The following is a 21,423-nucleotide window of genomic DNA, read 5'->3' on the forward strand; positions in this document are numbered from 1 at the left end:
AATTCGCGGTGCGTATCTCACGTCCGTGAGCCGCGTCATCTCCTATTCCTGGGAAGGGAGTAGAACGTGTCCCAAGACCTAGGCACCCCGGTCACGAGCGCCCCGCCACGGGGCGCCGCCCCGCCCGCGCGGACGCCGAAGAAGAAGACCAAGACGGGGCTGTCGGCACTGGCCGCCAAGCGCATCGCCGTCCTGAGCGCGCTCGTCGCCGGCGTCGCCTACGGGTGGGGTATCGGCGGGAACGCCGCGCACTACGCGTACGCCGCCGCGGTGCGCAGCATGTCCGCGAACTGGCACAACTTCCTTTACGGCGCCTACGATCCCGCCGGGTTCATGAGTGTCGACAAGGCACCCGGCGCGCTCTGGCTCCAGGCGCTTTCCGTCCGTGTCTTCGGTTACGAGACCTGGGCGCTGCTGCTGCCCGGCGTCATCGCCGGAGCCGTCTCGGTGTACGTGCTGTTCGTGCTCGTGCGCCGCTGGGCCGGGCACGCGCCCGCCGCGCTGGCCGCGGTGCTGCTCGCCGCGACCCCGATCACGATCGCGGGCACCCGGGTCAACCTGCCCGACTCGACGCTGATCCTGACGCTGCTCGTCGCGACCTACGCCTTCTGGCGCGCGCTGGAGAAGGCGTCCCCGCGCTGGCTGCTGCTCACCGCCGCGCTCGTCGGCGTCGGCTTCCACATCAAGCTCGCCATGGCACTGGCCATCCTCCCGGTGCTCGGGATCGTCTACCTCGTCGCCGCGCCGGCCTCGCCGGGACGACGGGTGCTGCACCTGCTCGGCGCCGGAGCGGTCACCGCCGCGGTGTCGTCGATCTGGATGCTGATCGTCGGGCTGACCCCGGCGGGTTCCCGCCCGTACATGGACGGCAGCACCTCGAACTCGGTGTGGCAGATGGTCTGGTCCTACAACCTCTTCGACCGCGCGGACGCCGCGAAGGCCGGGAAGTCGGCCGAGCTGCCCGTCCTGCCCGACGGCAAGGTCACGCCGGTCGACCAGGGCGGCGACACCGGCGTCTTCCGGCTGTTCAACGACCTGATCGGCGGCCAGATCTCGTGGCTGCTGCCGCTGGCCGTGCTGCTGGTCGTCGTCGGCCTGGTCGCCGCGGGCCGCGCGCCGCGCACCGACAAGGCGCGCGCGGGCTGGCTGCTGTGGGGTGGCTGGCTCGTCCTCTTCGCCGGTGCGCTCAGCTTCTCGCAGAGCATCCACCCGTACTACACGAGCATCCTGGCGCCCGCCATCGCCGCGATCGCCGCGGCAGGCCTGCACCTCGCCTGGACGGATCGCCGCTTCGCGTGGGCCCTGCCGGTCGGCCTGCTCGCCACCGGCGCCTGGGCGTTCGTGCTGATGAGCCGCTCCAGCGACTACGTGCCGTGGCTGCGTCCCGTCGTCGCGATCGCCGCCGTCGCCGCCGCGGTGCTGGTGCTCGTGCGCCGCACCGGGAAGTTCGCCGTCGTGACCGGCGCCGTCGCCGGGGTCGCGCTGCTGGCCGGGCCGGTCGCCTGGGCGGCGCCCACCTTCCAGACGCCGACGGATCCGCGCACGGCGATGTTCCAGAACTTCAACCCCCTCGCCGGACCGAACCCGAACGCGCTCTCCACCGGCATCGACCTCACCAAGCTGATGGCGGGCGGCCCGAAGCCCGGCGCGGCCGGCGGCCAGGCCATGCCACTGCCCCCGCCGATCATGTTCCAGATGATGCCCTCCGACGCCGACCCGAAGCTTCTCGGTTTCCTCAAGGCCAACAAGCGCGGCGAGCGCTTCGATCTGGCGACGGTCGGCGGCACCGGTGCCTCTCCCTACATCCGGGCGGGCCTGTCCGTGATGCCGATGGGCGGCTTCGTCGGCACCATGCCGATGCCGACCGCCGACGGCCTCGCCGACGCCGTCCACAGTGGACAGCTGAGGTACGTCCTGTTCGGCGGGTTCGCCTACGACAGCCCGACCGCACTGGCGCGCAAGGACTGGGTGGTGCGCAACTGCGTGCGGATCCCGCCGCCCGCCTACACCGCCAACCCGTGGATGGGCTTCACCTCCGCCCTGTTCGACTGCAAGCCGGGAGCGTGATGCCCCATGACGGCTGAACTCACCGCGGCACCCCGCGTCGTTCCGGGAGGCCGCACGACGGCGACCGTCGAGATCGTGATCCCGGTGCTCAACGAGGAACGCGCCCTGCTGGGCTGCATCACCACGCTGAGCGCGTACCTCGGCGACGATTTCCCGTTCCCCTGGTCGATCACCATCGCCGACAACGGCAGTACCGACCGGACCTGGGAGATCGCCACCGAACTGGCCGAGCGGAATCCGCGTATCTCCGCGCGGCGGATCCCGGTCCGCGGCCGGGGCGCGGCGATCAAGGCGACGTGGGGGTCGAGTACCGCCGACATCGTCGCCTACATGGACGTCGACCTCTCGACCGGCCTGGAAAGCCTGCTCCCCCTGATCGCACCGCTGGTCAGCGGGCACTGCGAGATCACCATCGGGACCCGGCTCGGCCGCGGCTCGCGCATCCGCCGCAGCCTCAAACGCGAGATCGTGTCCCGTACCTACAACGCGATCACGCGGCATGTGTTCGGGCTGCGCAGCACCGACACGTCCGCCGGCTTCAAGGCGGCCCGGCGCGACGCGGTGGCCGGGCTGCTGGAGGCGGTCGAGGACGACCACTGGTTCTTCGACACCGAGATGCTGATGCTGGCCGAGCACAACGGCCTGCGGGTGCACGAGGTGCCGCTGGACTGGGTCGAGGACGTCGATTCGCGGGTCAAGGTCACCCAGACCGCGATGGGGAACCTGAAGGGCCTGGTCCGCGTGGGCCGGGCGATCGCCGCCGGGAAAGGACGGGTGGACGTGCCGGAGATCCCGCAGTTGCGCGCCACCCATCCGGACGCCGTACTGGCCGAGCCGCGGGCCGCGACCCTGGCGAAGTTCCTCGGGTTCGCGGTGATCGGCGTGATCTCGACAGTGCTGTACACGCTTCTGTACCTCCCGTTGCGTGTCCCGCTGACGCCGGCGGGGGCGAACCTGGTCGCGCTGGTGCTCGTCGGCGTGGCCAACACCGAGGCGAACCGGCGCTGGACGTTCAACCGCGGCGGCGGGCACCGGCTCGGCCTGCACACCCGGGCCGCGATCCTGTTCGCCACCACGTATCTGCTGACCACACTGGCCGTGACCGGGCTGCATCTGATCGCCCCCGGCTCGGGGCCGGTCGTCGAACTGCTCGTGCTCATCGTCGCCTACGGGCTGATGACGCTGCTGCGGTTCGTGGCCCTCGACCGCTGGGTCTTCGCCCGGCATCGGAAGGAGAGCCGGTGAAGACGGAGGACGTCGCCCGGATCACCGAGATGGAGGACCGCCACTGGTGGTTCCGGGAAAAGCGGCATCTGCTCGCCGACGAACTGAAGCGGCTCGGGCCGCCCGGCCGCGCGCTCGACATCGGCGCGGCGGGCGGCGGCAACACGCGGGTGCTGCGCTCGCGCGGCTGGGACGTCGTCGCCACGGACTACGACGAGAACGCCGTCGAGATCGCGCGCTCACGCGGTCTCGACGCGATCCACGCCGACGCCCGTGACCTGCCGCTGCCGTCCTCGTCGTTCGATCTGGTGGTGGCGTTCGAGATCCTCGAACACATCCAGGAGGACGACCAGGCCGCGGCGGAGCTGTTCCGGGTACTGCGGCCCGGCGGCTCCGCGCTGATCAGCGTCCCGTCCGGAATGGACCTGTGGTCGGCGCACGACGTCGCGGTGCACCACGTGCGGCGGTACGACCGGGCTTCGCTGCGGAAGGTCATGGAGGACGCCGGCTTCGTCGTCGAGGAGCTGTGGAGCTGGAACGTCCTGCTGCGGCCGGTGGTGGCGCTGCGGCGGCGCACGGCGCGCGGCAACGAGCTCAACGAGCACACTCCTTGGCTGGTCAACCGGGCCCTGACCGCGATCGTCACGGCCGAGCGTTACCTGCCGACCCGCTCGCGGCGCGGTGTCTCGCTGATCCTGAAGGCGCACAAGCCCTGACGGTTTGCGCGTGAAGGCCCCCTTGCCTCGGCTGAGCCGAGGGAAGGGGGCCTTCACGCGCTTCAGGGTCCTGGACGTTGCGAAAGCCACTTTCGCAACGTTGAACGTTGCGAAAGTGGCTTTCGCGGCAAGGCGCCAGGCGCTCAGGCAGCCCGAAGACCGGGCCCAGGGACGTCCCAGGCGGTACCGCGGTGCTCCAGGTACCAGTCCACCGTCTTCGCCATGCCTTCTTCCAGCGTGACAAGGGATTCCGGCTCGATGCCGACCGTGAGCAGGGTCGAGACGTCCGCCGTGACCGGCGTATTCGGCGTCTCACCGGGCCGCATCGGCAGGTCGGTGATGCCCACCCGCGAGTGACCGCGCTGCTCGCACAGGTCGATCACCAGCTCCGCCACCTCGCGGATGGTGACCGAATCGGCCGGCCCGATCTCGACCGTGTGCTCCAGCACCCGTCCCTCGGCGGCGGCCTCCAGGGAGGCCACCAGCGTGCGGGCGACGTCGCCGACCCACACCATGTCCGAGATCTGCCGTCCGCCGCCGTAGAGCTCCACCGGCATCCCGGACAGCGCCCGGCAGATCAGCGCCGGGGTGATCTTGCGGACCTTCCCCGCGGCGAACGGCGGCGCGGCCTTCTGGCGCGGGCCGTAGGCGTTCACCGCGCGGACGCAGTTCACGCGGGTGCCGCGGTCGGCGTTGAACATGCGGACGAACCGCTCGACCGTCGTCTTCGAAATCGAATAGCTGTTGTTCATCCAGTGGTTGCCGACGCAGATGTACACGCCGGGCAGGTCGTACTGGGCGACGGCCTCGAGGAAGTTCAGGCCGCCCATGACGTTGGTCTCCACCGCGGGCCGCGGATTGGTGATCGTCTCCTGGGTGCCCAGCACGGCCGCCAGGTGGATGATCCCGTCGCAGTGCGCGGCGAGCTCGGTCAGCGCCGTCGCGTCGCGGATGTCGCCCAGCATGACCTCCCACGGCCCGCCGTCCCCCTCGCCGCGATGGTCGAACACGACCGGCGTATGCCCTCGTGCGGCGAGTTCCTCGCAGACGTAGCGCCCGATGAACCCGGTGCCACCGGTAACACCAACCTTCATTTTAGCCACCTTTTCCCGATAGGCTGGGAATTCCAGGACTTTTCCTTTTCGCAGAATCCCATCGGCGGCTCTTCCCGGACGCCTCCAATACTGCCCCGAAAGAAGGCTCAGCCCAGGAACTTCGTCAGCGCGCCGATGACCTGAGCGGGCTGTTCCTCGGAAAGGTAATGCCCCGCCCCGGCGATCTTGACCACCTGCGGATCCACCGCCTTCGACGGCATCACCTGGACGAAGTACTGGTGGTTGAACTCCCCGGCGAGGCCCAGCACCGGCATGGTCAGCTTCCCGTACGCCGAGCCGGCCGCGATGTCCTGGTTCAGCGTCCGGTACCAGCCGTTCCCGGCCCGGACGGCCTCACGCGTGTAATAGGCCCGCGCGTAGACGCTCCGGTCGAAGTCGTCCACCGCCGACGGAACCACCGAGAGCTGGTCGATCATCGCGTCCACGATGTACCGTGAGCGGCCCGAGACCAGCTGTTCCGGCAGGCCCTGGAGCTGGTTGAACGTCCACCACCACGGCGAGAACTGGCCGTGCGCGCTGGGCAGCAAGGGCAGCTGGTAGAGGCTCTTGTCGGGCGCGACCACGTCCATCAGCGCCAGTTTCCCGACCGCCTGCGGGTACTTGATCCCATAGCTGTGCGCGACCATCGCGCCGATGTCGTGACCGACCAGATCCGCCTTGGCGTACCCGAGCTTGGCGAGCAGCGCGTGGATGTCGGCGGCCAGCGTCTCCTTGTCGTAGCCCGACTGCGGCTTCGACGATCCGCCCATCCCCCGCAGGTCGACGGCGATCACGCGATGGCGCTCGGCCAGCGCCGGCATCACCTTGTGGAACGCCCACCAGGTCTGCGGCCAGCCGGGAAGCAGCACCACCGGGCTGCCGGAACCACCTGCCACGTAATGCAGACGGACACCGTTGACGTCGGCGTAGGAGCTCTGGAACCCGCCCGGCAGGGACCGGGCGAGCGCCGCGTCCGAATGCCTCCACCCCGTGTTCGCCGCCGCCCCCGTCGCCGTTCCCCCCAGCAGTACCACCGCCGCGACCGCGGCCAGCGCGGTCATGACCCTCTTGAACTTGCGCATGAATTTCTCTCCCACCGCCAGGGAAATGGTCATTGACACCTCAATGATCAGCCGGAAGAGCAGGCCGACGCATCTCGCTGTTTGCGGAGGAAAGAAAAAGAAACCTCGTGAGCGGTAAGGACGGTTCTAACCGTCCTTACCGCTCACGAGGTTGTTCAGGCGGCGCGCGATTCCCGGTCGGCCCGCGGCAGCTCGGTCACCGTCGCCCGAGGGGCGGGACGCCGCCGGTTGGCCCGCAGCACCTTCAGCATCAGGCCCGGTTTCATCAGCGCGGTGGGCGGATCGACCAGCCCGGCCACCCGCATGAACGCCGCCGTGACGTCCGGATCGATCGTCGCCGCGTACTGGAGTTTCGCCATGTACGCGTTGCCCATCTTGACCTTCAGCGTCCGCTTCCCTTCCGCACCGGGGAAGTCGAGGTCACCACTGGTCGAGATCTCCCACGGGTTGTCGACGACCTTGCCGATCTCGCGCAGGAACCGCCGCGAGTCCGGTTCGGACCGTCGCGAAAGATGCGCACGCAGCGCCATGGCCTCCATCGACGCGACCGTCATGCCCTGGCCGTACACCGGGTTGAAGCTGCAGAACGCGTCCCCGAGCACGAACAGCCGCTCCGGGAACCGCTTGAGCCGTTCGTAACGCCGCCGCGAGCTCGCCGGGAACTTGAACGTCACCGGCTCGATCAACGGCTGGGCGTCCTTCACCGCTTCGTAGATCTCCGGTGCGGGCAACGACTTCACGTAGTCGAGGTAGCCGCGCGCGTCGGTCGGCGGGTGGTCGCCGAGGATCCCGGTGAGCGAAAGGATGCACTCGTTCTCGTTCACCTGCCCGAAGAACGCGCCCCGCGGATGCTCGGGCGAGGCGACCGGGTTGATCGACTGCCAGCCGTCGAACATCTCCGGCCGTTTGCGGAACATCCGGGTGGTGTAGGCCAGCCCGATCTTCACGCGTTCCTCGGACGGCCGTTCGAAACCCAGTTCCTCCAGCCACACCGGCGTCCGCGAACCGCGTCCGGAGGCGTCGACGACCAGGTCCGCGCCGAGCCGTTCCTCCGCCGAACCGTCGCGCGCCTGCACGCGGACCCCGACGATCCGGTTGCCCGCGCGCGTGGCGAGTAGGCCGTGGACGTCGGTGCGTTCGCGGTAGGTGACGTTCGGCAGTGCCGCGGTGCGCTCGCGCAGATGATGCTCCAGCACCGGGCGCAGCGCGGTGATCGACGGCAGCCCGCTGTCGGCCGGTTCCACCTGCTTCCCGTTGAAGTACCACTTCATCCGCGCGAGATCGCCGACCGGGATCCCGGAGTCCCGCAGTTCGCCGAGCAGGTTCGGGAAGAGCTCTTCGAGGATGAAGTAGCCGCGCGCGTGCAGTCCGTGCGCGTGCCAGGTGTGCGGGGTGCCGCGCCGCGGCTTGTCCACGCCCAGCACCTCGTCGCGGTCGACGACCACGACCTCGCGATAGAACTCGGAAAGCACTCTCGCCGCCAGGGTGCCGGCGACGCTGCCGCCGATCACCACCGCGCGTTTGCCGACGGGTTCGTTCATGACCATGGCTCCTTGGTGCTCAGGCCGCGAGGTCGTCGGACGCGGGCGGGGCCTGACCGATCGTGGCCGTGGGGGTGAGCGGCGCCGCCTTGACGCGCCGCGCGGTGCGCAGCACGCCGACCACCAGGCTCGGCCGCATCAGCGCGGTCGGCGGGTCGACCAGGCCGGCGGCCCGGAAGAACGCCTCGGTGAACCGGCCGTCGACGGTCGCCGCGGAGTGCAGCTTCGCCATGTAGGCGTTGCCCATCTTGACCTTCAGCGGCCGCGGGCCCTCGACACCGGGGAAGGCGAGGTCGCCGCCCGCCGAGATGTCCCACGGCACGTCGATGATCGGGCTGATCTCCTTGAAGAACCGCAACGGCCGCACGCCGCCCGCGTCGAGATGCGTGGCCAATTGGGCGGCCTCCATGGCCGCGACGGTCATGCCCTGGCCGTACACCGGGTTGAACGCGCAGACGCCGTCCCCGATCACGAGCAGGCCCTCGGGGAAGCGGCGCAGCTTGTCGAACCGGCGCCGGACGCTGGCGGGTACCTTGAAGCTGGCGATCTCGCTGATCGGCTTCGCGTTGCGCACGGCCCGATAGATCTCGGGCGCGTCCAGCGTCTTGGCGAATTCGAGGAAACCCTTGGCGTCACGCGGCGGGTGATCCCCGAGCAGTCCGGTCTGCGACAGCAAGGCCACGTTCCCCGGCAGGTTCACGAAGAACGCGCCACGCGGATTGGCGGGCGAGGCGACCGGGTTGATCGCCAGGTCGTCGCCGAACGGGTCGGTGTCCAGCTCGAACAGCCGCGAGGTGTAGGCGAGGTCGATCTTGATCTTCTCCTCGGCCGGGCGCTCGTAGCCGAGTTCCTCCAGCCACACCGACGAACGGCTGCCGCGGCCGGTGGCGTCGACGATGAGGTCGGCGAGCAGCGTCTCGGGCTCGGCGTCCTCACCGGTCACGCGGACACCGGTGACGCGCGCGTGGTCGCCGGTCGCGACCAGCGACTGGATCACCGTGCGCTCGCGGACCTCGACGTTCGGCAATGCGACGACGCGGCCGCGTACGTGCTCTTCGAGCTCCGGGCGGGTCGCGGACACGCTGAGCAGGCCGGACTTCTTCTGCTGCAGGCGTTTCCCGTTGAAGTACCAGCGCAGGCTGCCGGACAGGTCACCGCTGGGGATGCCGTCGGCGGTCAGCTCGGCCTGCAGGCCGGGGAAGAGGTCTTCGAGGATCTGCTGGCCGCGTGCGAGCAGCGCGTGCGCGTGATGCGCCTGCGGCACACCGCGGCGGGTGCCGGTGACGCCGACGATCGTGTCACGCTCGACGATCACGACGGAGCGGTAGCGTTCCGAAAGTACGCGGGCGGTCAGCAGGCCGGCCATGCCGCCGCCGAGCACGACGGCGCGTTCGCCAAGGTATTCGCCCATCGCGGGATTCCTCCATTAGGTCTTCGGCCGGGCCGTCGGAGTCCGACACGGGAAGAATCGTCGTCCGCCTTCCGGCCGGCAGCGTCTCTTCGACTGCTTTTCCGGGAAAGCGTTGCAGGGCAACCGGTTCTTGAGTGGATCTCCATTCGCGGTTGTTAGCTTCGGGCAGGTAATTCCGGCTGTCGGCGTAGTTGGAGAGGTGTCATGCGCGCAACGACCCAGATCCTCGTGATCGGCGGTGGACCGGCGGGCTCCACCGCGGCCGGGCTTCTGGCCAAAGAGGGCTTCGAGGTCACTCTTCTCGAGCGGGATCACTTCCCGCGCTATCACATCGGCGAATCGCTGCTGCCTTCGTGCCGTCCGATCCTGGAGCGGCTCGGGGTCTGGGACAAGATCGCCGCGGCCGGGTTCCAGCCCAAGGGCGGCGCCTACTACTTCTGGGGTCCCGAGGAATGGGAGGTGCGCTTCCGGCCGCACGGCCGCGACGGCAGCACCAGCGCGTGGCAGGTCATCCGCGCCGACTTCGACAAGATCCTCCTCGACCACGCGCGCGAGGTCGGCGTCGACGTCACCGAGGGCATCGCGGTGAAGAAGCTCGACTTCGACGGCGACCGCCCCGTCGCGGCGCACTGGGCCGAGGCGAAGAACCCGGCCAACAGCGGGCGGATCGAGTTCGACTACCTCGTCGACGCCTCCGGCCGCGGCGGCGTGATGGCCACCAAGTACCTGAAGAACCGCAAGTTCCACAACGTCTTCCGCAACGTCGCCGCCTGGTCGTACTGGAAGGACGCGAAGCAGCTCGACCGCGGGCCGAGCGGCGCGATCACCGTCGCCTCGGTCGGCGACGGGTGGTTCTGGGGGATCCCGCTGCCCGACGGCACGATGAGCGTCGGGCTGGTCACCGGAAGGGATTCCTTCAACGCCGCGCGCAACGAACTCGGCGGCGTGGATCCGGTGTACCACAAGGCGATCGGCGACTGTCCGGCGATACAGCAGCTGCTCATCGAGGCCGAGCAGGTCACCGAGGTCAAGGTCGAGCAGGACTATTCGTACGCGGCCGAGCGGTTCCAGGGCCCCGGTTTCCTGCTCGCCGGCGACGCAGCCTGCTTCCTCGACCCGCTGCTGTCGACCGGTGTGCACCTGGGCACCTACAGCGCCCTGATCGGCACCGCCGCGATCAGCAGCGTCATCCGCGGCGAGATCGGCGAACGCGAGGCCTGGGACTTCTACGAGGTCGTCTACCGCCGCGCCTACGAGCGGCTGCTGGTGCTGGTGTCCACCTTCTACGAGAGCTACCGCGGCAAGGAGCACCACTTCTTCCGCGCACAGCAACTGTCCGAAAAGGACTGGGAAGGGATGGACGTGCAGGCGGCGTTCGACCGGTTCGTCACCGGTATCGCCGACCTCGAGGACACCGAAGAGGTCTACCGCCGGATCCAGGGCCACCTGTTCGGCGAGGAGAGCGGCAAGCACAACCCGCTGGACAACCTCAACCGCGTCCACGAGCACAAGCAGGCTCCGGAGAAGCCCGAGAAGGCGATCAACGGGCTGTACCTGAGCTACGAGCCGCACATCGGCATCCGGCGCGCGTGAGCGCCTCCACTCCTCCATCGGCCCAGGAAGGGTTTCTCATGTCAGCCACGCTCCACGGTATGCCCGAGCGGTTCGACGTCATCGTCATCGGCGGCGGCCCGGCGGGCGCGACCTGCGCCGGTCTCCTCGCGAAGGAGGGGCGTACGGTCCTGGTCCTCGAACGCGAACGCTTTCCCCGCTACCACATCGGCGAATCCCTGATCCCGGTCGGCATGCGCCCGTTGCAGGAGCTGGACCTGCTCGACCGTATGGAGGCACGCGGTTTCGAGCGCAAGTACGGCGGCAGCCTGGTGTGGGGAAACCGGGACGTGCCATGGAACTTCTCGTTCATGAAGGCCGCGGAAGGCACCTACGCCTACCACACGCGCCGCGCCGACCTGGACACGCTGATCCTCGACCGCGCCCGTGAGCTCGGCGCGTACGTCGTCGAGGAGACGACGGTCAAGGACGTGATCCAGTCCGACACCGGCCGCGTCACCGGCGTCCGGTTCACCCTGCGGGGCTCGGCCGGCGACTACGAGGCCAGCGCGTCGCTCGTCGTCGACGCGTCCGGCCAGTCGCGGGTGATCGGCCGGAAGTTCAGCGACATCACCTGGCACAACGAGCTCCGCAACGTCGCGGTCTGGACCTACTACGACAACTGCGACCGGCTGCCCGGTGACGAGTGGACCAACATCCTCATCGAAGGCACCGCCGACGGCTGGTTCTGGGGCATCCCGATCGACAAGGGCACGATGAGCGTCGGCTACGTGACCAAGTCGGATCTCGCGAACGCCGACGACCAGTCGCTGGAGCAGCTCTTCCTGCGCGAGCGGGACAAGACCACCCGGCTCAAGGGGCTGCTGGCCAACGCCCGTCAGCACGCCGGGTACCGGACGGCGCGGGACTGGTCCTACACCAACGAAACCTTCTACGGCGACGGCTGGGTGCTCGTCGGTGACGCGGCCGCGTTCGTCGACCCGCTGTTCTCCACCGGGGTCGCGCTGGCCACGCTGGCGGGCAGCTCACTGTCCAAAGTGGTCAACCGGATCCTGGAGCACCCGGCCATCGAGGAGAAGGCGCTCGACCGGTACGCCGGGAACTACCGGGCCTTCTTCGACGAGATCCGCAACTTCGTCGAGCGGTTCTACGACCGGACGAAGTACAAGGAGTACTACTACGACCTCGCGCAGGAAATCGTCGACCCGGAGCAGCTCCACGCCCCCAGCACCGACTTCGTCACGCTGATCTCCGGGCTGTCGGGCAAGCACCCGCTGTTGAAGATCAACCTCGACGATCTGGTCGCGAACGTCACCGAACCCTGAGCGGAAGGGACATGGTGGAGATCGAACGCCGTCCCGGCCGCCGGGCGCTGTTGGTCTACATAGGACTGGTCGTGGTCCCCGTCGTGGCCGCGATCGTCCTGCTGGGGCAGGGCGAAGGCGGCGCCGGGGCGGCCACCGCGAAGGAGGCGACCGGACCTTCGCTGGTGCAGCTGCTGCTGGCGATCACCGTGGTGATCGGTGCCTGCAAGGTGGTGGGGTGGCTCGCCCAGCGGATCGGGCAGCCCGCGGTGATCGGTGAGATCACCGCGGGCATCCTGCTCGGCCCGTCGGTGCTCGGCGCGTTGTGGCCTTCGGGCGCGGCCGTGCTGCTCCCGAAGGCGGTGGTACCGCAACTGAATGTCGTGGCGCAGCTCGGCGTTATCTTCTTCGTGTTCCTCGCCGGGCTGGAGCTGAACACCAGGCTGCTGCGCGGCCGCGGACGGCTCGCGCTGGTCGTCAGTCACGTCAGCATCGCGCTGCCGTTCCTGCTCGGCGTCGGGCTCGCGATGCTCGCCTACACCCGGTTCGGGACAGGCGGCGGATTCCTGCCGTTCGCACTGTTCTTCGGGGTGTCGATGAGCATCACGGCGTTGCCGGTGCTGGTGCGGATCCTGCACGAGATCGGGCTCTTCCGCAGCGAGATCGGCGTGGTGGCGCTGACCTGCGCCGTGGTCGACGACGTGACCGCGTGGAGCCTGCTGGCGCTGGTGATCGCGCTGACCACGGCGTCGTCACTGGTCGGGGTGGTGCTGACGGTCGTGCTGACCGCGGTGTTCGTCGCGTTGCTCGGCCTGGTGGTCCGGCCGCTGCTGCGGAAGTTCGTGGCCGGGGCTTCGGCGGCGCGGCTGCACCGGGTCGCGCCGCTTTCGGTCGTCGGGGTGCTGCTGTGCGCCATGGCGACCGAGTGGATCGGCGTGCACGCGATGTTCGGCGCGTTCGTGTTCGGCGTGGTGTTCCCCCGGGACAACCCGATGGCGACCTGGCTGCACGACAAGGCGGGCGGTCTGACGACGGCGTTGATGCTGCCGCTGTTCTTCGCCTACAGCGGATTGCGCACCGACCTCGGCCTGCTTTCCGGCGTTGGTGCGTGGCTCTGGTGCGCCGCGATCCTGCTCGTGGCCGTCGCCGGCAAGTTCGGCGGCTCGGCGCTGGCCGCGCGGGCGGTCGGCGAGAACTGGAACCGGTCGCTGCAGGTGGGCGCGCTGATGAACTGCCGCGGCCTGACCGAACTGGTGGTGCTCAACATCGGGCTCGACCTCGGCGTGCTGTCCCCGACGTTGTTCACCATGCTGGTGATCATGGCGCTGGTCTCGACCGCGATGGCGGCGCCGCTGGCGACCTGGTTCGCCCGCCGCGACGGCCGGAACGTGGTGGATTTCGTCGGCCGCACCTCCGAACGTGCGGCAGCCTGACGCACCGGCAAACGGGAAGACGACCCGGCGTCCGCCCGCTGCGAAGCTGGACCAGTCGACGATCTAGGAGGTCAAGGTGTCGAGCACCGATGTTCCGACGCGGGAGGAACTGGTTCGCCGCGTGGCCGAACTGGCACCCGCATTGAAGAAGCACTCGGCCTGGCAGGAACAGAACCGGCGGGTACACGAGGAATCCATCGAAGCACTGGCCGAGGCCGGCGTCTTCAAGCTGCGCCGCCCCAAGCGTTACGGCGGCTACGAGGCCGACACCCGCACCCTGGTCGACGTCGCCACCGAGATCGGCCGGGCCGACGGCTCGACGTCCTGGGTGGCCTCGGTGTACTGGATCCCGACCTGGATGGCCTGCCAGTTCCCGGAGGCGGTGCAGGACGAGGTGTTCGCCACCCCGGACGTGCGCGTCTGCGGCACGCTGAGCCCGTCCGCGATGGCAGCGCCGGTCGACGGCGGGGTCGTGGTGAACGGCAAATGGGGCTTCATCAGCGGGGCCCTGCACGCGCAGTGGCAGGAGATCATCGCGATCCTCGTGCCGCCGGAGGGCGAGCCGTACCCGATCATGGCGCTGGTGCCGATCTCGGACCTGCTGATCGTGGACGACTGGGACACCTCGGGCCTGCGCGGCACCGGCAGCGTTTCGACCGTGGCCCAGGACGTCTTCATCCCCGCGGAGCGGGTGCTCCCGCTGCCGGCGGTGCTCGAAGGCCAGGGCGGGGCGTCGTCCTCGATCTACCGGGCGCCGCTGCTCCCGGTCGCCTCGGCGTCTTCGGTGGGCACGCTGGTCGGGATGGCGCGGAGCGCGCAGGACACCTTCCTCAAGCGCCTGCCGGACCGCAAGATCACTTACACCGCCTACGATTCCCAGCGCGAGGCCCCGATCACGCACCACCAGGTGGCCGAAGCGGCGCTGAAGATCGACGAGGCCGGGTTCCACGCGCACCGTCTGTCCACTTTGGTCGACACGAAGACCGAGGACGGCACCCCGTGGAAACTCGAAGAACGCGCGATCGCGCGGGCCGACCTCGGCGCCGTGGTCCGCCGCGCCAAGGAGGGCATCGACATCCTCGCGTCCGCCTCCGGTGGCTCGTCGATCTACCACGGCATCCCGATCCAGCGCATCGCCCGCGACGTCGCCGCGGTCAACCTCCACGCGCTGATGCACCCCAACACCAACACCGAGCTGTACGGCCGCGTGCTCTGCGGGCTCGAGCCCAACACCCTCTACATCTAGGAGGATCCTCCGATGACCACGACCGAAACCGGCACGGCCGCCGACCAGGCGGCGATCGCGGCGCTGACCCAGAAGGTGATCGCCGCGTGGGCGTACCACGACGCCGACGCCTTCGCCGGCGTCTTCACCGAGGACGGCACGATGATCCTTCCCGGTGTGTTCAAGAAGGGCCGCGACGACATCCGGGCGTTCCTGGTGGAATCGTTCGCGGGCAACTACAAGGGCACGCAGGTCACCGGGCGTCCGCTGGAGATCCGCTTCTTCACCCCGGACTCCGGCGTCCTGATCACGCAGGGCGGGGTGCTCGGCCCCGGCGAGACCGAGGTCGCGGACTCCCAGTCGATCCGCGCCTCGTGGACCGTCGTCAAGCGGGACGGCGCGTGGCAGCTGGCGTCCTATCAGAACACTCCGGCCAAGCAGCAGCTGCCGAAGCCGGGCACTGTCTGAGCCCCTCCCCCATTCGGAACCCGGGCCTCCCCTCCTCAGGGCCCGGGTTCCGCCCTGTCCGGTGGGTCGTGCTTCGGGTTACGGCTGCGCGGTGGGCGGGGTTGCGCAAGGTGAGTCCGTGAAGGCCTCCTTCCCTACCCTGAAAGTAGGGAAGGAGGCCTTCACCACCACCGATGGCCGGCACCGCGCACCTAGCCGATGCTGAAAACCTCGACCGGATGCGGAATCCGCACGCACCCCGCGGTAACCGTGCCCAGCCCGGCGACCGCGTCGAGCAGCTCGGCCCGCCCGGTCCCGCCGCGCCAGGGCTGATGCCGCGCGAAGGTCAGGAACTCCAGAAGACGGTGCGCCGGCTCGGAAACCGGCACCGTGATCTCCGCGCCCACCGTGGCGGACCGGAACTCGACGCCGAACCGCGTCAGTTCCTCCGCCAGTGTCCGCGCGAACAACGGCCGCACGATGCCCTGCCGCGCAAGGGATTCCGCGAAGGGGCCGTTCAGCCGGTTCAGCGGGGGCACCGCGACGACCAGCCGCCGGTGCCGGTTGCGCGCCTCCTTCAGCACCGCCATGCCCTCGTCCGCGCCGAGATAGCACAGCGACTGGACGAACAGGCCGTACTCGGTCGGCGTGATCCGGAGGTCGGCGACGTCCGCCATGCTCGCCGTCAGGACACGATGGCCCCGCACCTTCGGGAGCTCCGCCAGTGTCGCGCGCAGTCGTTCGACCGCTTCGCCGTTGGTGTCGACGCCCTGGAACCACACCGTTCTCCGCGGCACGCGCGCGATGAGCTCCAGTTCGAACATGCCGAACCCGCAGCCGTACGACGTCAGTTCGAGATCGGCGTCCGCACCGATCAGCCTCGACGTCTCCTCGACCATCAGCCGCTGCTGGTCGGTGAGGCTGCGGAAGGTGGCGTTGCAGGTGTTGTAGTCCAGCTCGTCCATCGGCGCTCCCCGGGCAGTGCCCCCGAAACACCGGAGCCGTGGCGCGCGCACGCGTCACGGCTCCGGTGATCGAGCGGCGTTTGGTCAGATCCGCTTCTTCAGGGCACGGACCGAAAGCGCCCCGAACACGATCGCGATAACGGCCGCCCAGACCAGGGACCAGATCACCGCCGAGGTGACGTCGTCGCCACCGTTCATCAGTCCGCGGCACGCCTCGAGCAGGATCGCCACCGGGCTGACCTCGGCGAACGCCTGCAGCCAGGACGGCATCGTCTCGACCGGCGCGAACACCCCGCTGACGAAGTTCAGCGGCAGGATCACCGCGAACGCGAACACCTGGACCTTCTCCGCCTGATCGGCGGCGACACCCACCAGGGTGGGCACCCAGGAGAACGCGATCGCGAACACCAGCAGCAGCAACCCGGCCGCGAGCACGCCGAGGAAACCCTTCTCCGGCCGGAAGCCGAGCAGCAGCCCGACACCGACCACCAGCAGCACGGACCAGACCTGCTTGAACTGGTCGCCGATGATCCGGCCGGCCAGCGGCGCCCAGCGCGCGATCGGCAGCGAACGGAACCGGTCGAACACGCCCTGGGACAGGTCGGTGTTGAGGCCGATACCGACGTTGATGGTCGCGAACAGCATGCTCATCACCAGCATGCCGGGGATCATGAACTGCAGGTACGCGCTCCGGTCACCGGAGATCGCGCCACCGAACACGAAGGTGAACAGCAGCGTGAAGATGATCGGCTGGAAACTGATGTCGGCCAGCTGCTTCGGCTCGTGCTTGACCGAAACGGTGCTGCGCCAGGCCAGCGTGAACATCTGCGAGATGCCCTGGAAGAACCCGACCCTGGCCGACAACTGCCGCGGCGGCAGCGTCGTGGTCGCGGCGGTCATCGGATCTCCTCCTCGGTCTCTTCGGCGGGCTCCTCGGCCGGACGCCCGGTGAGGCTCAGGAACACCTCGTCCAGGCTGGAGCTGCGCAGGGACAGCTCGCCGATGACGATGCCCGCCTCCTCCAGCCGCCGGACCGCGCCGGGCAGGGCCGCCGGGTCGGTGACCGGGACGCTGACGACCTGGCCCGAGACGTCCGGCGTCGCGCCGGCGATCTCGCCGACCAGCCGCACGACCTTCTCGAGGTCGCCCGCCTGGGCGCCGCGCACCGTCAGGCGCTGGGCGCCGGTGCTGGCCTTGAGCTCGTCCGGGGTGCCCTTGGCGATCACCTTGCCGTGATCGACGACCACGATCTCGTCGGCGAGCGCGTCGGCCTCCTCCAGGTACTGCGTGGTCAGCAGCACCGTGACGCCGTCGGCGACCAGGCCGCGTACGACGTCCCACAGCTCGAGCCTGCTGCGCGGGTCGAGACCGGTGGTGGGCTCGTCCAGGAACAGCAGTCGCGCGTCCCCGACCAGGCTGGCGGCCAGGTCGAGCCGACGGCGCATACCGCCCGAGTAACCCTTCGCCGCGCGGCCACCCGCCTCGGTGAGGGAGAACCGCTCCAGGAGCTCGTGCGCGCGGGCCTTGGCCGCCCGCCGCGAGAGGCCGAGCAGCCGTCCGATCAGCAATAGGTTTTCGACACCGGTCAGGCTTTCGTCCACCGACGCGTACTGACCGGTCAAGCCGATCAGCTGCCGCACCTGGTGGGCGTCCTTCTCGATGTCGTACCCGGCCACGGTGGCGTGGCCCTCGTCCGGTGTCACCAGCGTGGACAGGACCCGGACCGTGGTGGTCTTCCCGGCGCCGTTCGGGCCGAGCACCCCGAGCACGGTGCCCGAACGGACGGTCAAGTCGACCCCGTCGAGCGCGGTCGTCTCGCCGAACCGTTTCACCAGCCCTTCGGCGTGGATCGCGAATTCAGTCTCGGTCCCCCGCGGGCCGGCCCTCGACGCGGTCGCGGGTTCGACGTTCTGCAACATGACGCACTACCTTCCTGTTCCTCACAACGGAGACACTCTCGTGCGGTTACATCATGCGAGGAAGTGCGGCGTGGGAGCAGTGAATGGTTAACCTTCCGGGTATGAATTCTTCATTTTTGGGATGATTGTCCCATCGTGAAAAAACCGCACCTTCGCCGAGAATACCGACGGACGCCCCGGCGTCCTTCTCCATAAATGCGGTAAATAATCGTGGCCCGTTCCCGAATACCGCTGCTAACCTGCGAATGTCCGCCTCTCGGCGAAATACCGCAGATCAGCACGGGAAGGACCGTCACGTCTCATGGTCGCCGTCGTCACCGCAGCCCCGCGGACCAGCACGGTCTTCGCGGGATTCGCCGCGTACGGCGCATTGTGGGGCCCGTACCTTTCGATGCTGCCGGACGTCCGCCACGCCACCGGCGCCGGTGAAGCGCAATTGGGCGCCGCGCTGCTGATCGGCGCGCTCGCCGCGATGCCGGCGATGTTCGCGATCGGCCGCCTGCTCGACCGGTTCGGCCGCCCGGTGGCGGTCGCGACCTTCGCCGGATTCGCGCTCATCGCGCCGACACCGGCATTGGCCGGATCCGTTCCGGCCCTGTTCCTGACCCTGGGATTGTTCGGATTCGGTTCGGGTGCCTGCAATGTCGTCGTGGTCGCGCTGGCGGCGTCCGCCGAAGCGGGCGACGGGCCCCGCGTGATGAATCGCGCGCACGCGTTGTTCAGCATCGGCCTGTTGACGTGCAGCCTCGGCACCGGGGCGGCCCGGACCGCGGGAGTGCCGGCCGAAGTGATCGCGCTGACGCTTTCGGCACTGGTCGTGCTCGGTGCGATCGCGGCACGGAATTCCGTGCCGGGGCGGCTGGTGCGGCAGGGGCGCGAACCGGGACGGCGCCTGCGGCTCGGCCCGGCGGTCCTGCTGCTGTGCCTGCTGGCGGCGCTGGCGATGGTCGTGGAAAGCGGCGTCCAGCAATGGAGCGCGGTGTTCCTCGCCGACATCACCCGTGCGCCGGTCGGGATCTCCGCGGCCGCGCCCGGCATCTTCGCCGCCGGTATGGCGCTGGGCCGGTTCGGCGGGCACTGGCTGTCCGGCCGCGTGTCGGATCGCCTGGTACTGCTCACTTCCGGCGCTCTTTCCGGGGTGGGCGTGCTGATGCTGTCGATGGCCGACGCGCCGGTGCACGGCCTGCTCGGCACCGCCGTGGTCGGCGGTGCGATCTCGGTGTCGACGCCCACCGTCTACGGGCTGATCGGGCGCGGCGCGACCGCGGAGGACCGCGGCGCGGTGATCGGCTCGGCGGCGTCACTGGCCAGTGTCGGCCTCTTACTCGGCCCGGCGGTGGTCGGCCAGATCGCCGGGCACACCGACCTGCGGGTCGCCATCGCGGCGTTGTCCGTGGCCTCGGTCGCGGTCTGCCTGCTCGCGCTGCGCGTGCCCGCACGGAATCGATGATCGGAGGATGGACCCGATGGGCGACGTAACAGGGGGTCGCGGAGGCTCGGACTTCGCCGAAGGGCGGCAGCGACGGCAGCTCGTCGGGGACGACATCCCCGACGGTTGCCCGTTCGGTTCACGACAGCGCGACGGGCGCCGTGAATGGCTGGTGAGCGGCTATTCCGAAACGCGCGATTTCCTGCGCGACAAGCGGTTCAGCCGGGCCGTGCTGGCCGAGACGACCCATCCGCGCGGTCCGGCCACCCGGATGTCGGTGACCGACCTGGACCCGCCGAGGCACACCCGGATCCGGAAGCTGATCGGCGGCGCGTTCTCCGCCCGCCGTGCGGAGCAGCTGCGCGACTACGTCGAAACCACCGCCGTCGGGCTGCTCGACAGGCTGATCGACACGGATCCCACCGCGGATCTGATCGCCGACTTCTGCGCCCCGCTGACCTTCACCGCGCAGGCCGAGCTGCTGGGTGTGCCGCCGTCGCGGCGCGAAGCCGTCCGCAAACGCGCGAACGCGCGGCTCGGCAAGCCGGGCTCCCCGCGATCCGCCGTCTACCAGGGCGAACTGCTGTTGCACGACGAGGTCGCGATGATGCTCGCCGACACCGAAGACCCGCCGTCCGGGCTGATGGCCGAGCTCATCGAGGCACACCGCTCGGGGGCGCTCGACGAAACGGAACTGACCGGGCTGGCGGCGTCGCTGTTCTTCGACGGGCACGCGCTGGCGGCCGCGCAGATCGCCAACGCGGTGTTCTGCCTGATCTCGCGGCCGGGCCTGCTGGCCTCGCTGGACGCGGACCCGGCGCTGCTGGACGCGGCCGTCGAGGAAACGCTCCGGTACAGCCCCGCGGTGAACTTCAGCATGACACGGGTCGCGACGGAGGAGGTCACCATCGCGGGCACCCGGATCGAGCCCGGCGATCTGATGACCGCGCTGCTGCCGGTGGTCAACCGCGACGAAGAGGTCTTCGCCGATCCGGACCGGTTCGCGATGGACCGGAACGGCAGGCATCTGTCGTTCGGGCACGGGACGCACCATTGCATCGGCGCCCACCTCGCGCGGGTCGAGATCCAGTCGGCGCTGCGCGCGCTTTCCCGTCGTGCGCCGGAACTCTGCCTCGCCGTACCCGAAGATTCCCTGGAATGGACCGTCTCCCCGACGATGCGCGCATTGTCCGCGCTGCCGGTCCGCTGGACTTCTTCCGGTGTGCTCGATCCTTTGGAGCGTCGCGCGCGGCGGTGGGAAGATCGGCCCGCGGCCTGAACACAGGCCTGAAGGACAACGAAGGAGTTCGTCATGCGTGAAATCGCCGCGGGATTGTTCATGTCCCTGGACGGGGTGGCCGAACGGCCCGATCGCTGGATGGGGCAGTACTGGTCCGACGAGATGAGCGAAGGCATCGCCGAGAGCCTCGCCGCTTCGGACGCCATTCTGATGGGCAAGGACACGTACCTCGCCTTCGAAGAGATGTGGAAGCCGCAGGGTGACAGCAACCCGATGGCGGCGTTCCTCAACGGCACGCACAAATACGTCGTTTCTTCGACGTTGGACGAAGCCTCGCTGACCTGGCCGGACACGAGCCTGATCACCGGTGACATCGCCGGCGAGATCACCCGGCTGAAGGAAGGCCCCGGCAAGACGATCCGGGTGCCCGGCAGCCCGAAACTCGTCCAATGGCTGCTCGCCGAAGGACTCCTGGACGAACTGGCGCTCAACATCATGCCACTGGTGGCCGGCGAGGGCGCGAAACTGTTCGACGGCACGGGCAAGGAGATCCCGCTGAAGCTCACCCGCGCGAACGCGCTGAAAACCGGCGTCATCGGCGCCGTCTACACCCGCGCCTGAATTCACGGGGACCATGAAAATTTCACTGTTCCGTCGTGACGAGATCATGGCCCGATCACACACGAATCGACTACCGGGCATTCGGCGGCGCTGCGATACTGGTGAGCAGGCGCGATCATTGACGCGCACCGGC

General features: G+C 69.1%; 18 protein-coding genes. 11 read left to right on the forward strand and 7 right to left on the reverse strand.

Annotated features, from left to right (window positions below):
- Nucleotides 1–66: 66 nt before the first annotated feature.
- From DMC61_RS14910 to DMC61_RS14920, 3 genes are read left to right on the forward strand one after another with little or no spacing between them, the layout of a single operon-like run.
- Nucleotides 67–2,067, forward strand: coding sequence for a glycosyltransferase family 39 protein (locus tag DMC61_RS14910; protein WP_125689774.1), 2,001 nt, complete (start codon nucleotides 67–69; stop codon nucleotides 2,065–2,067).
- Nucleotides 2,068–2,073: 6 nt separating this feature from the next.
- Nucleotides 2,074–3,312, forward strand: a complete 1,239-nt coding sequence (locus DMC61_RS14915) for a glycosyltransferase (RefSeq protein ID WP_125689775.1) — start codon at nucleotides 2,074–2,076, stop codon at nucleotides 3,310–3,312.
- Complete coding sequence (locus tag DMC61_RS14920; RefSeq protein ID WP_037341322.1) at nucleotides 3,309–4,007, forward strand: bifunctional 2-polyprenyl-6-hydroxyphenol methylase/3-demethylubiquinol 3-O-methyltransferase UbiG; 699 nt, start codon at nucleotides 3,309–3,311, stop codon at nucleotides 4,005–4,007. The genes DMC61_RS14915 and DMC61_RS14920 overlap by 4 nt, the downstream gene beginning before the upstream one ends.
- A gap of 143 nt (nucleotides 4,008–4,150) precedes the next feature.
- Here DMC61_RS14920 and DMC61_RS14925 read toward each other — a convergent pair whose 3' ends face one another.
- From DMC61_RS14925 to DMC61_RS14940, 4 genes are all read right to left on the reverse strand, one after another.
- Nucleotides 4,151–5,101: an NAD(P)-dependent oxidoreductase gene (locus DMC61_RS14925; RefSeq protein ID WP_125689776.1), complete on the reverse strand. Its 951-nt coding sequence runs from the start codon at nucleotides 5,099–5,101 to the stop codon at nucleotides 4,151–4,153.
- Nucleotides 5,102–5,208: 107 nt separating this feature from the next.
- Nucleotides 5,209–6,183 carry an alpha/beta fold hydrolase gene (locus DMC61_RS14930; RefSeq protein ID WP_233594809.1) on the reverse strand — a complete coding sequence of 325 codons (975 nt, stop codon included), beginning with the start codon at nucleotides 6,181–6,183 and terminating at the stop codon, nucleotides 5,209–5,211.
- A gap of 155 nt (nucleotides 6,184–6,338) precedes the next feature.
- The gene (locus tag DMC61_RS14935) at nucleotides 6,339–7,724 is read right to left on the reverse strand and encodes an NAD(P)/FAD-dependent oxidoreductase (protein ID WP_199749994.1); all 1,386 of its coding nucleotides are present in this window, start codon (nucleotides 7,722–7,724) and stop codon (nucleotides 6,339–6,341) included.
- A gap of 19 nt (nucleotides 7,725–7,743) precedes the next feature.
- Complete coding sequence (locus DMC61_RS14940) at nucleotides 7,744–9,135, reverse strand: NAD(P)/FAD-dependent oxidoreductase (protein WP_125689779.1); 1,392 nt, start codon at nucleotides 9,133–9,135, stop codon at nucleotides 7,744–7,746.
- A 204-nt stretch (nucleotides 9,136–9,339) separates the two neighbouring features.
- On the opposite strand from DMC61_RS14940, the gene DMC61_RS14945 reads away from it, so the two are divergent.
- From DMC61_RS14945 to DMC61_RS14965, 5 genes are all read left to right on the forward strand, one after another.
- Nucleotides 9,340–10,728 carry an NAD(P)/FAD-dependent oxidoreductase gene (locus DMC61_RS14945; RefSeq protein ID WP_125689780.1) on the forward strand — a complete coding sequence of 463 codons (1,389 nt, stop codon included), beginning with the start codon at nucleotides 9,340–9,342 and terminating at the stop codon, nucleotides 10,726–10,728.
- Between the two features lie 38 nt (nucleotides 10,729–10,766).
- Nucleotides 10,767–12,032: an NAD(P)/FAD-dependent oxidoreductase gene (locus DMC61_RS14950; RefSeq protein WP_016336915.1), complete on the forward strand. Its 1,266-nt coding sequence runs from the start codon at nucleotides 10,767–10,769 to the stop codon at nucleotides 12,030–12,032.
- A gap of 11 nt (nucleotides 12,033–12,043) precedes the next feature.
- A complete protein-coding gene (locus DMC61_RS14955; protein ID WP_125689781.1) occupies nucleotides 12,044–13,444 on the forward strand; it encodes a cation:proton antiporter in 1,401 nt (466 codons plus the stop codon).
- A 76-nt stretch (nucleotides 13,445–13,520) separates the two neighbouring features.
- A complete protein-coding gene (locus DMC61_RS14960; RefSeq protein WP_016336917.1) occupies nucleotides 13,521–14,690 on the forward strand; it encodes an acyl-CoA dehydrogenase family protein in 1,170 nt (389 codons plus the stop codon).
- Nucleotides 14,691–14,702: 12 nt separating this feature from the next.
- Nucleotides 14,703–15,137: an SgcJ/EcaC family oxidoreductase gene (locus tag DMC61_RS14965; protein ID WP_016336918.1), complete on the forward strand. Its 435-nt coding sequence runs from the start codon at nucleotides 14,703–14,705 to the stop codon at nucleotides 15,135–15,137.
- Between the two features lie 191 nt (nucleotides 15,138–15,328).
- Here DMC61_RS14965 and DMC61_RS14970 read toward each other — a convergent pair whose 3' ends face one another.
- The 3 genes from DMC61_RS14970 to DMC61_RS14980 all read right to left on the reverse strand — a co-directional run bounded on the left by DMC61_RS14970 (nucleotide 15,329) and on the right by DMC61_RS14980 (nucleotide 18,000).
- Nucleotides 15,329–16,081, reverse strand: coding sequence for a class I SAM-dependent methyltransferase (locus tag DMC61_RS14970; RefSeq protein WP_125689782.1), 753 nt, complete (start codon nucleotides 16,079–16,081; stop codon nucleotides 15,329–15,331).
- A gap of 84 nt (nucleotides 16,082–16,165) precedes the next feature.
- On the reverse strand, nucleotides 16,166–16,981 hold the full coding sequence (locus DMC61_RS14975; protein WP_063272317.1) for an ABC transporter permease: 816 nt from the start codon (nucleotides 16,979–16,981) through the stop codon (nucleotides 16,166–16,168).
- On the reverse strand, nucleotides 16,978–18,000 hold the full coding sequence (locus tag DMC61_RS14980; RefSeq protein WP_125689783.1) for an ATP-binding cassette domain-containing protein: 1,023 nt from the start codon (nucleotides 17,998–18,000) through the stop codon (nucleotides 16,978–16,980). The genes DMC61_RS14975 and DMC61_RS14980 overlap by 4 nt, the downstream gene beginning before the upstream one ends.
- 301 nt (nucleotides 18,001–18,301) lie before the next feature.
- On the opposite strand from DMC61_RS14980, the gene DMC61_RS14985 reads away from it, so the two are divergent.
- The 3 genes from DMC61_RS14985 to DMC61_RS14995 are packed head-to-tail and all read left to right on the forward strand — an operon-like array spanning nucleotide 18,302 to nucleotide 21,290.
- A complete protein-coding gene (locus DMC61_RS14985; protein ID WP_125689784.1) occupies nucleotides 18,302–19,450 on the forward strand; it encodes an MFS transporter in 1,149 nt (382 codons plus the stop codon).
- A gap of 16 nt (nucleotides 19,451–19,466) precedes the next feature.
- On the forward strand, nucleotides 19,467–20,708 hold the full coding sequence (locus DMC61_RS14990) for a cytochrome P450 (protein ID WP_125689785.1): 1,242 nt from the start codon (nucleotides 19,467–19,469) through the stop codon (nucleotides 20,706–20,708).
- A 33-nt stretch (nucleotides 20,709–20,741) separates the two neighbouring features.
- Nucleotides 20,742–21,290, forward strand: a complete 549-nt coding sequence (locus DMC61_RS14995) for a dihydrofolate reductase family protein (protein ID WP_072030178.1) — start codon at nucleotides 20,742–20,744, stop codon at nucleotides 21,288–21,290.
- Nucleotides 21,291–21,423 lie beyond the last annotated feature (133 nt).

The sequence above is a fragment of the Amycolatopsis sp. WAC 04169 genome (assembly GCF_003947535.1).
Taxonomy (GTDB): Bacteria; Actinomycetota; Actinomycetes; order Mycobacteriales; family Pseudonocardiaceae; genus Amycolatopsis; species Amycolatopsis keratiniphila.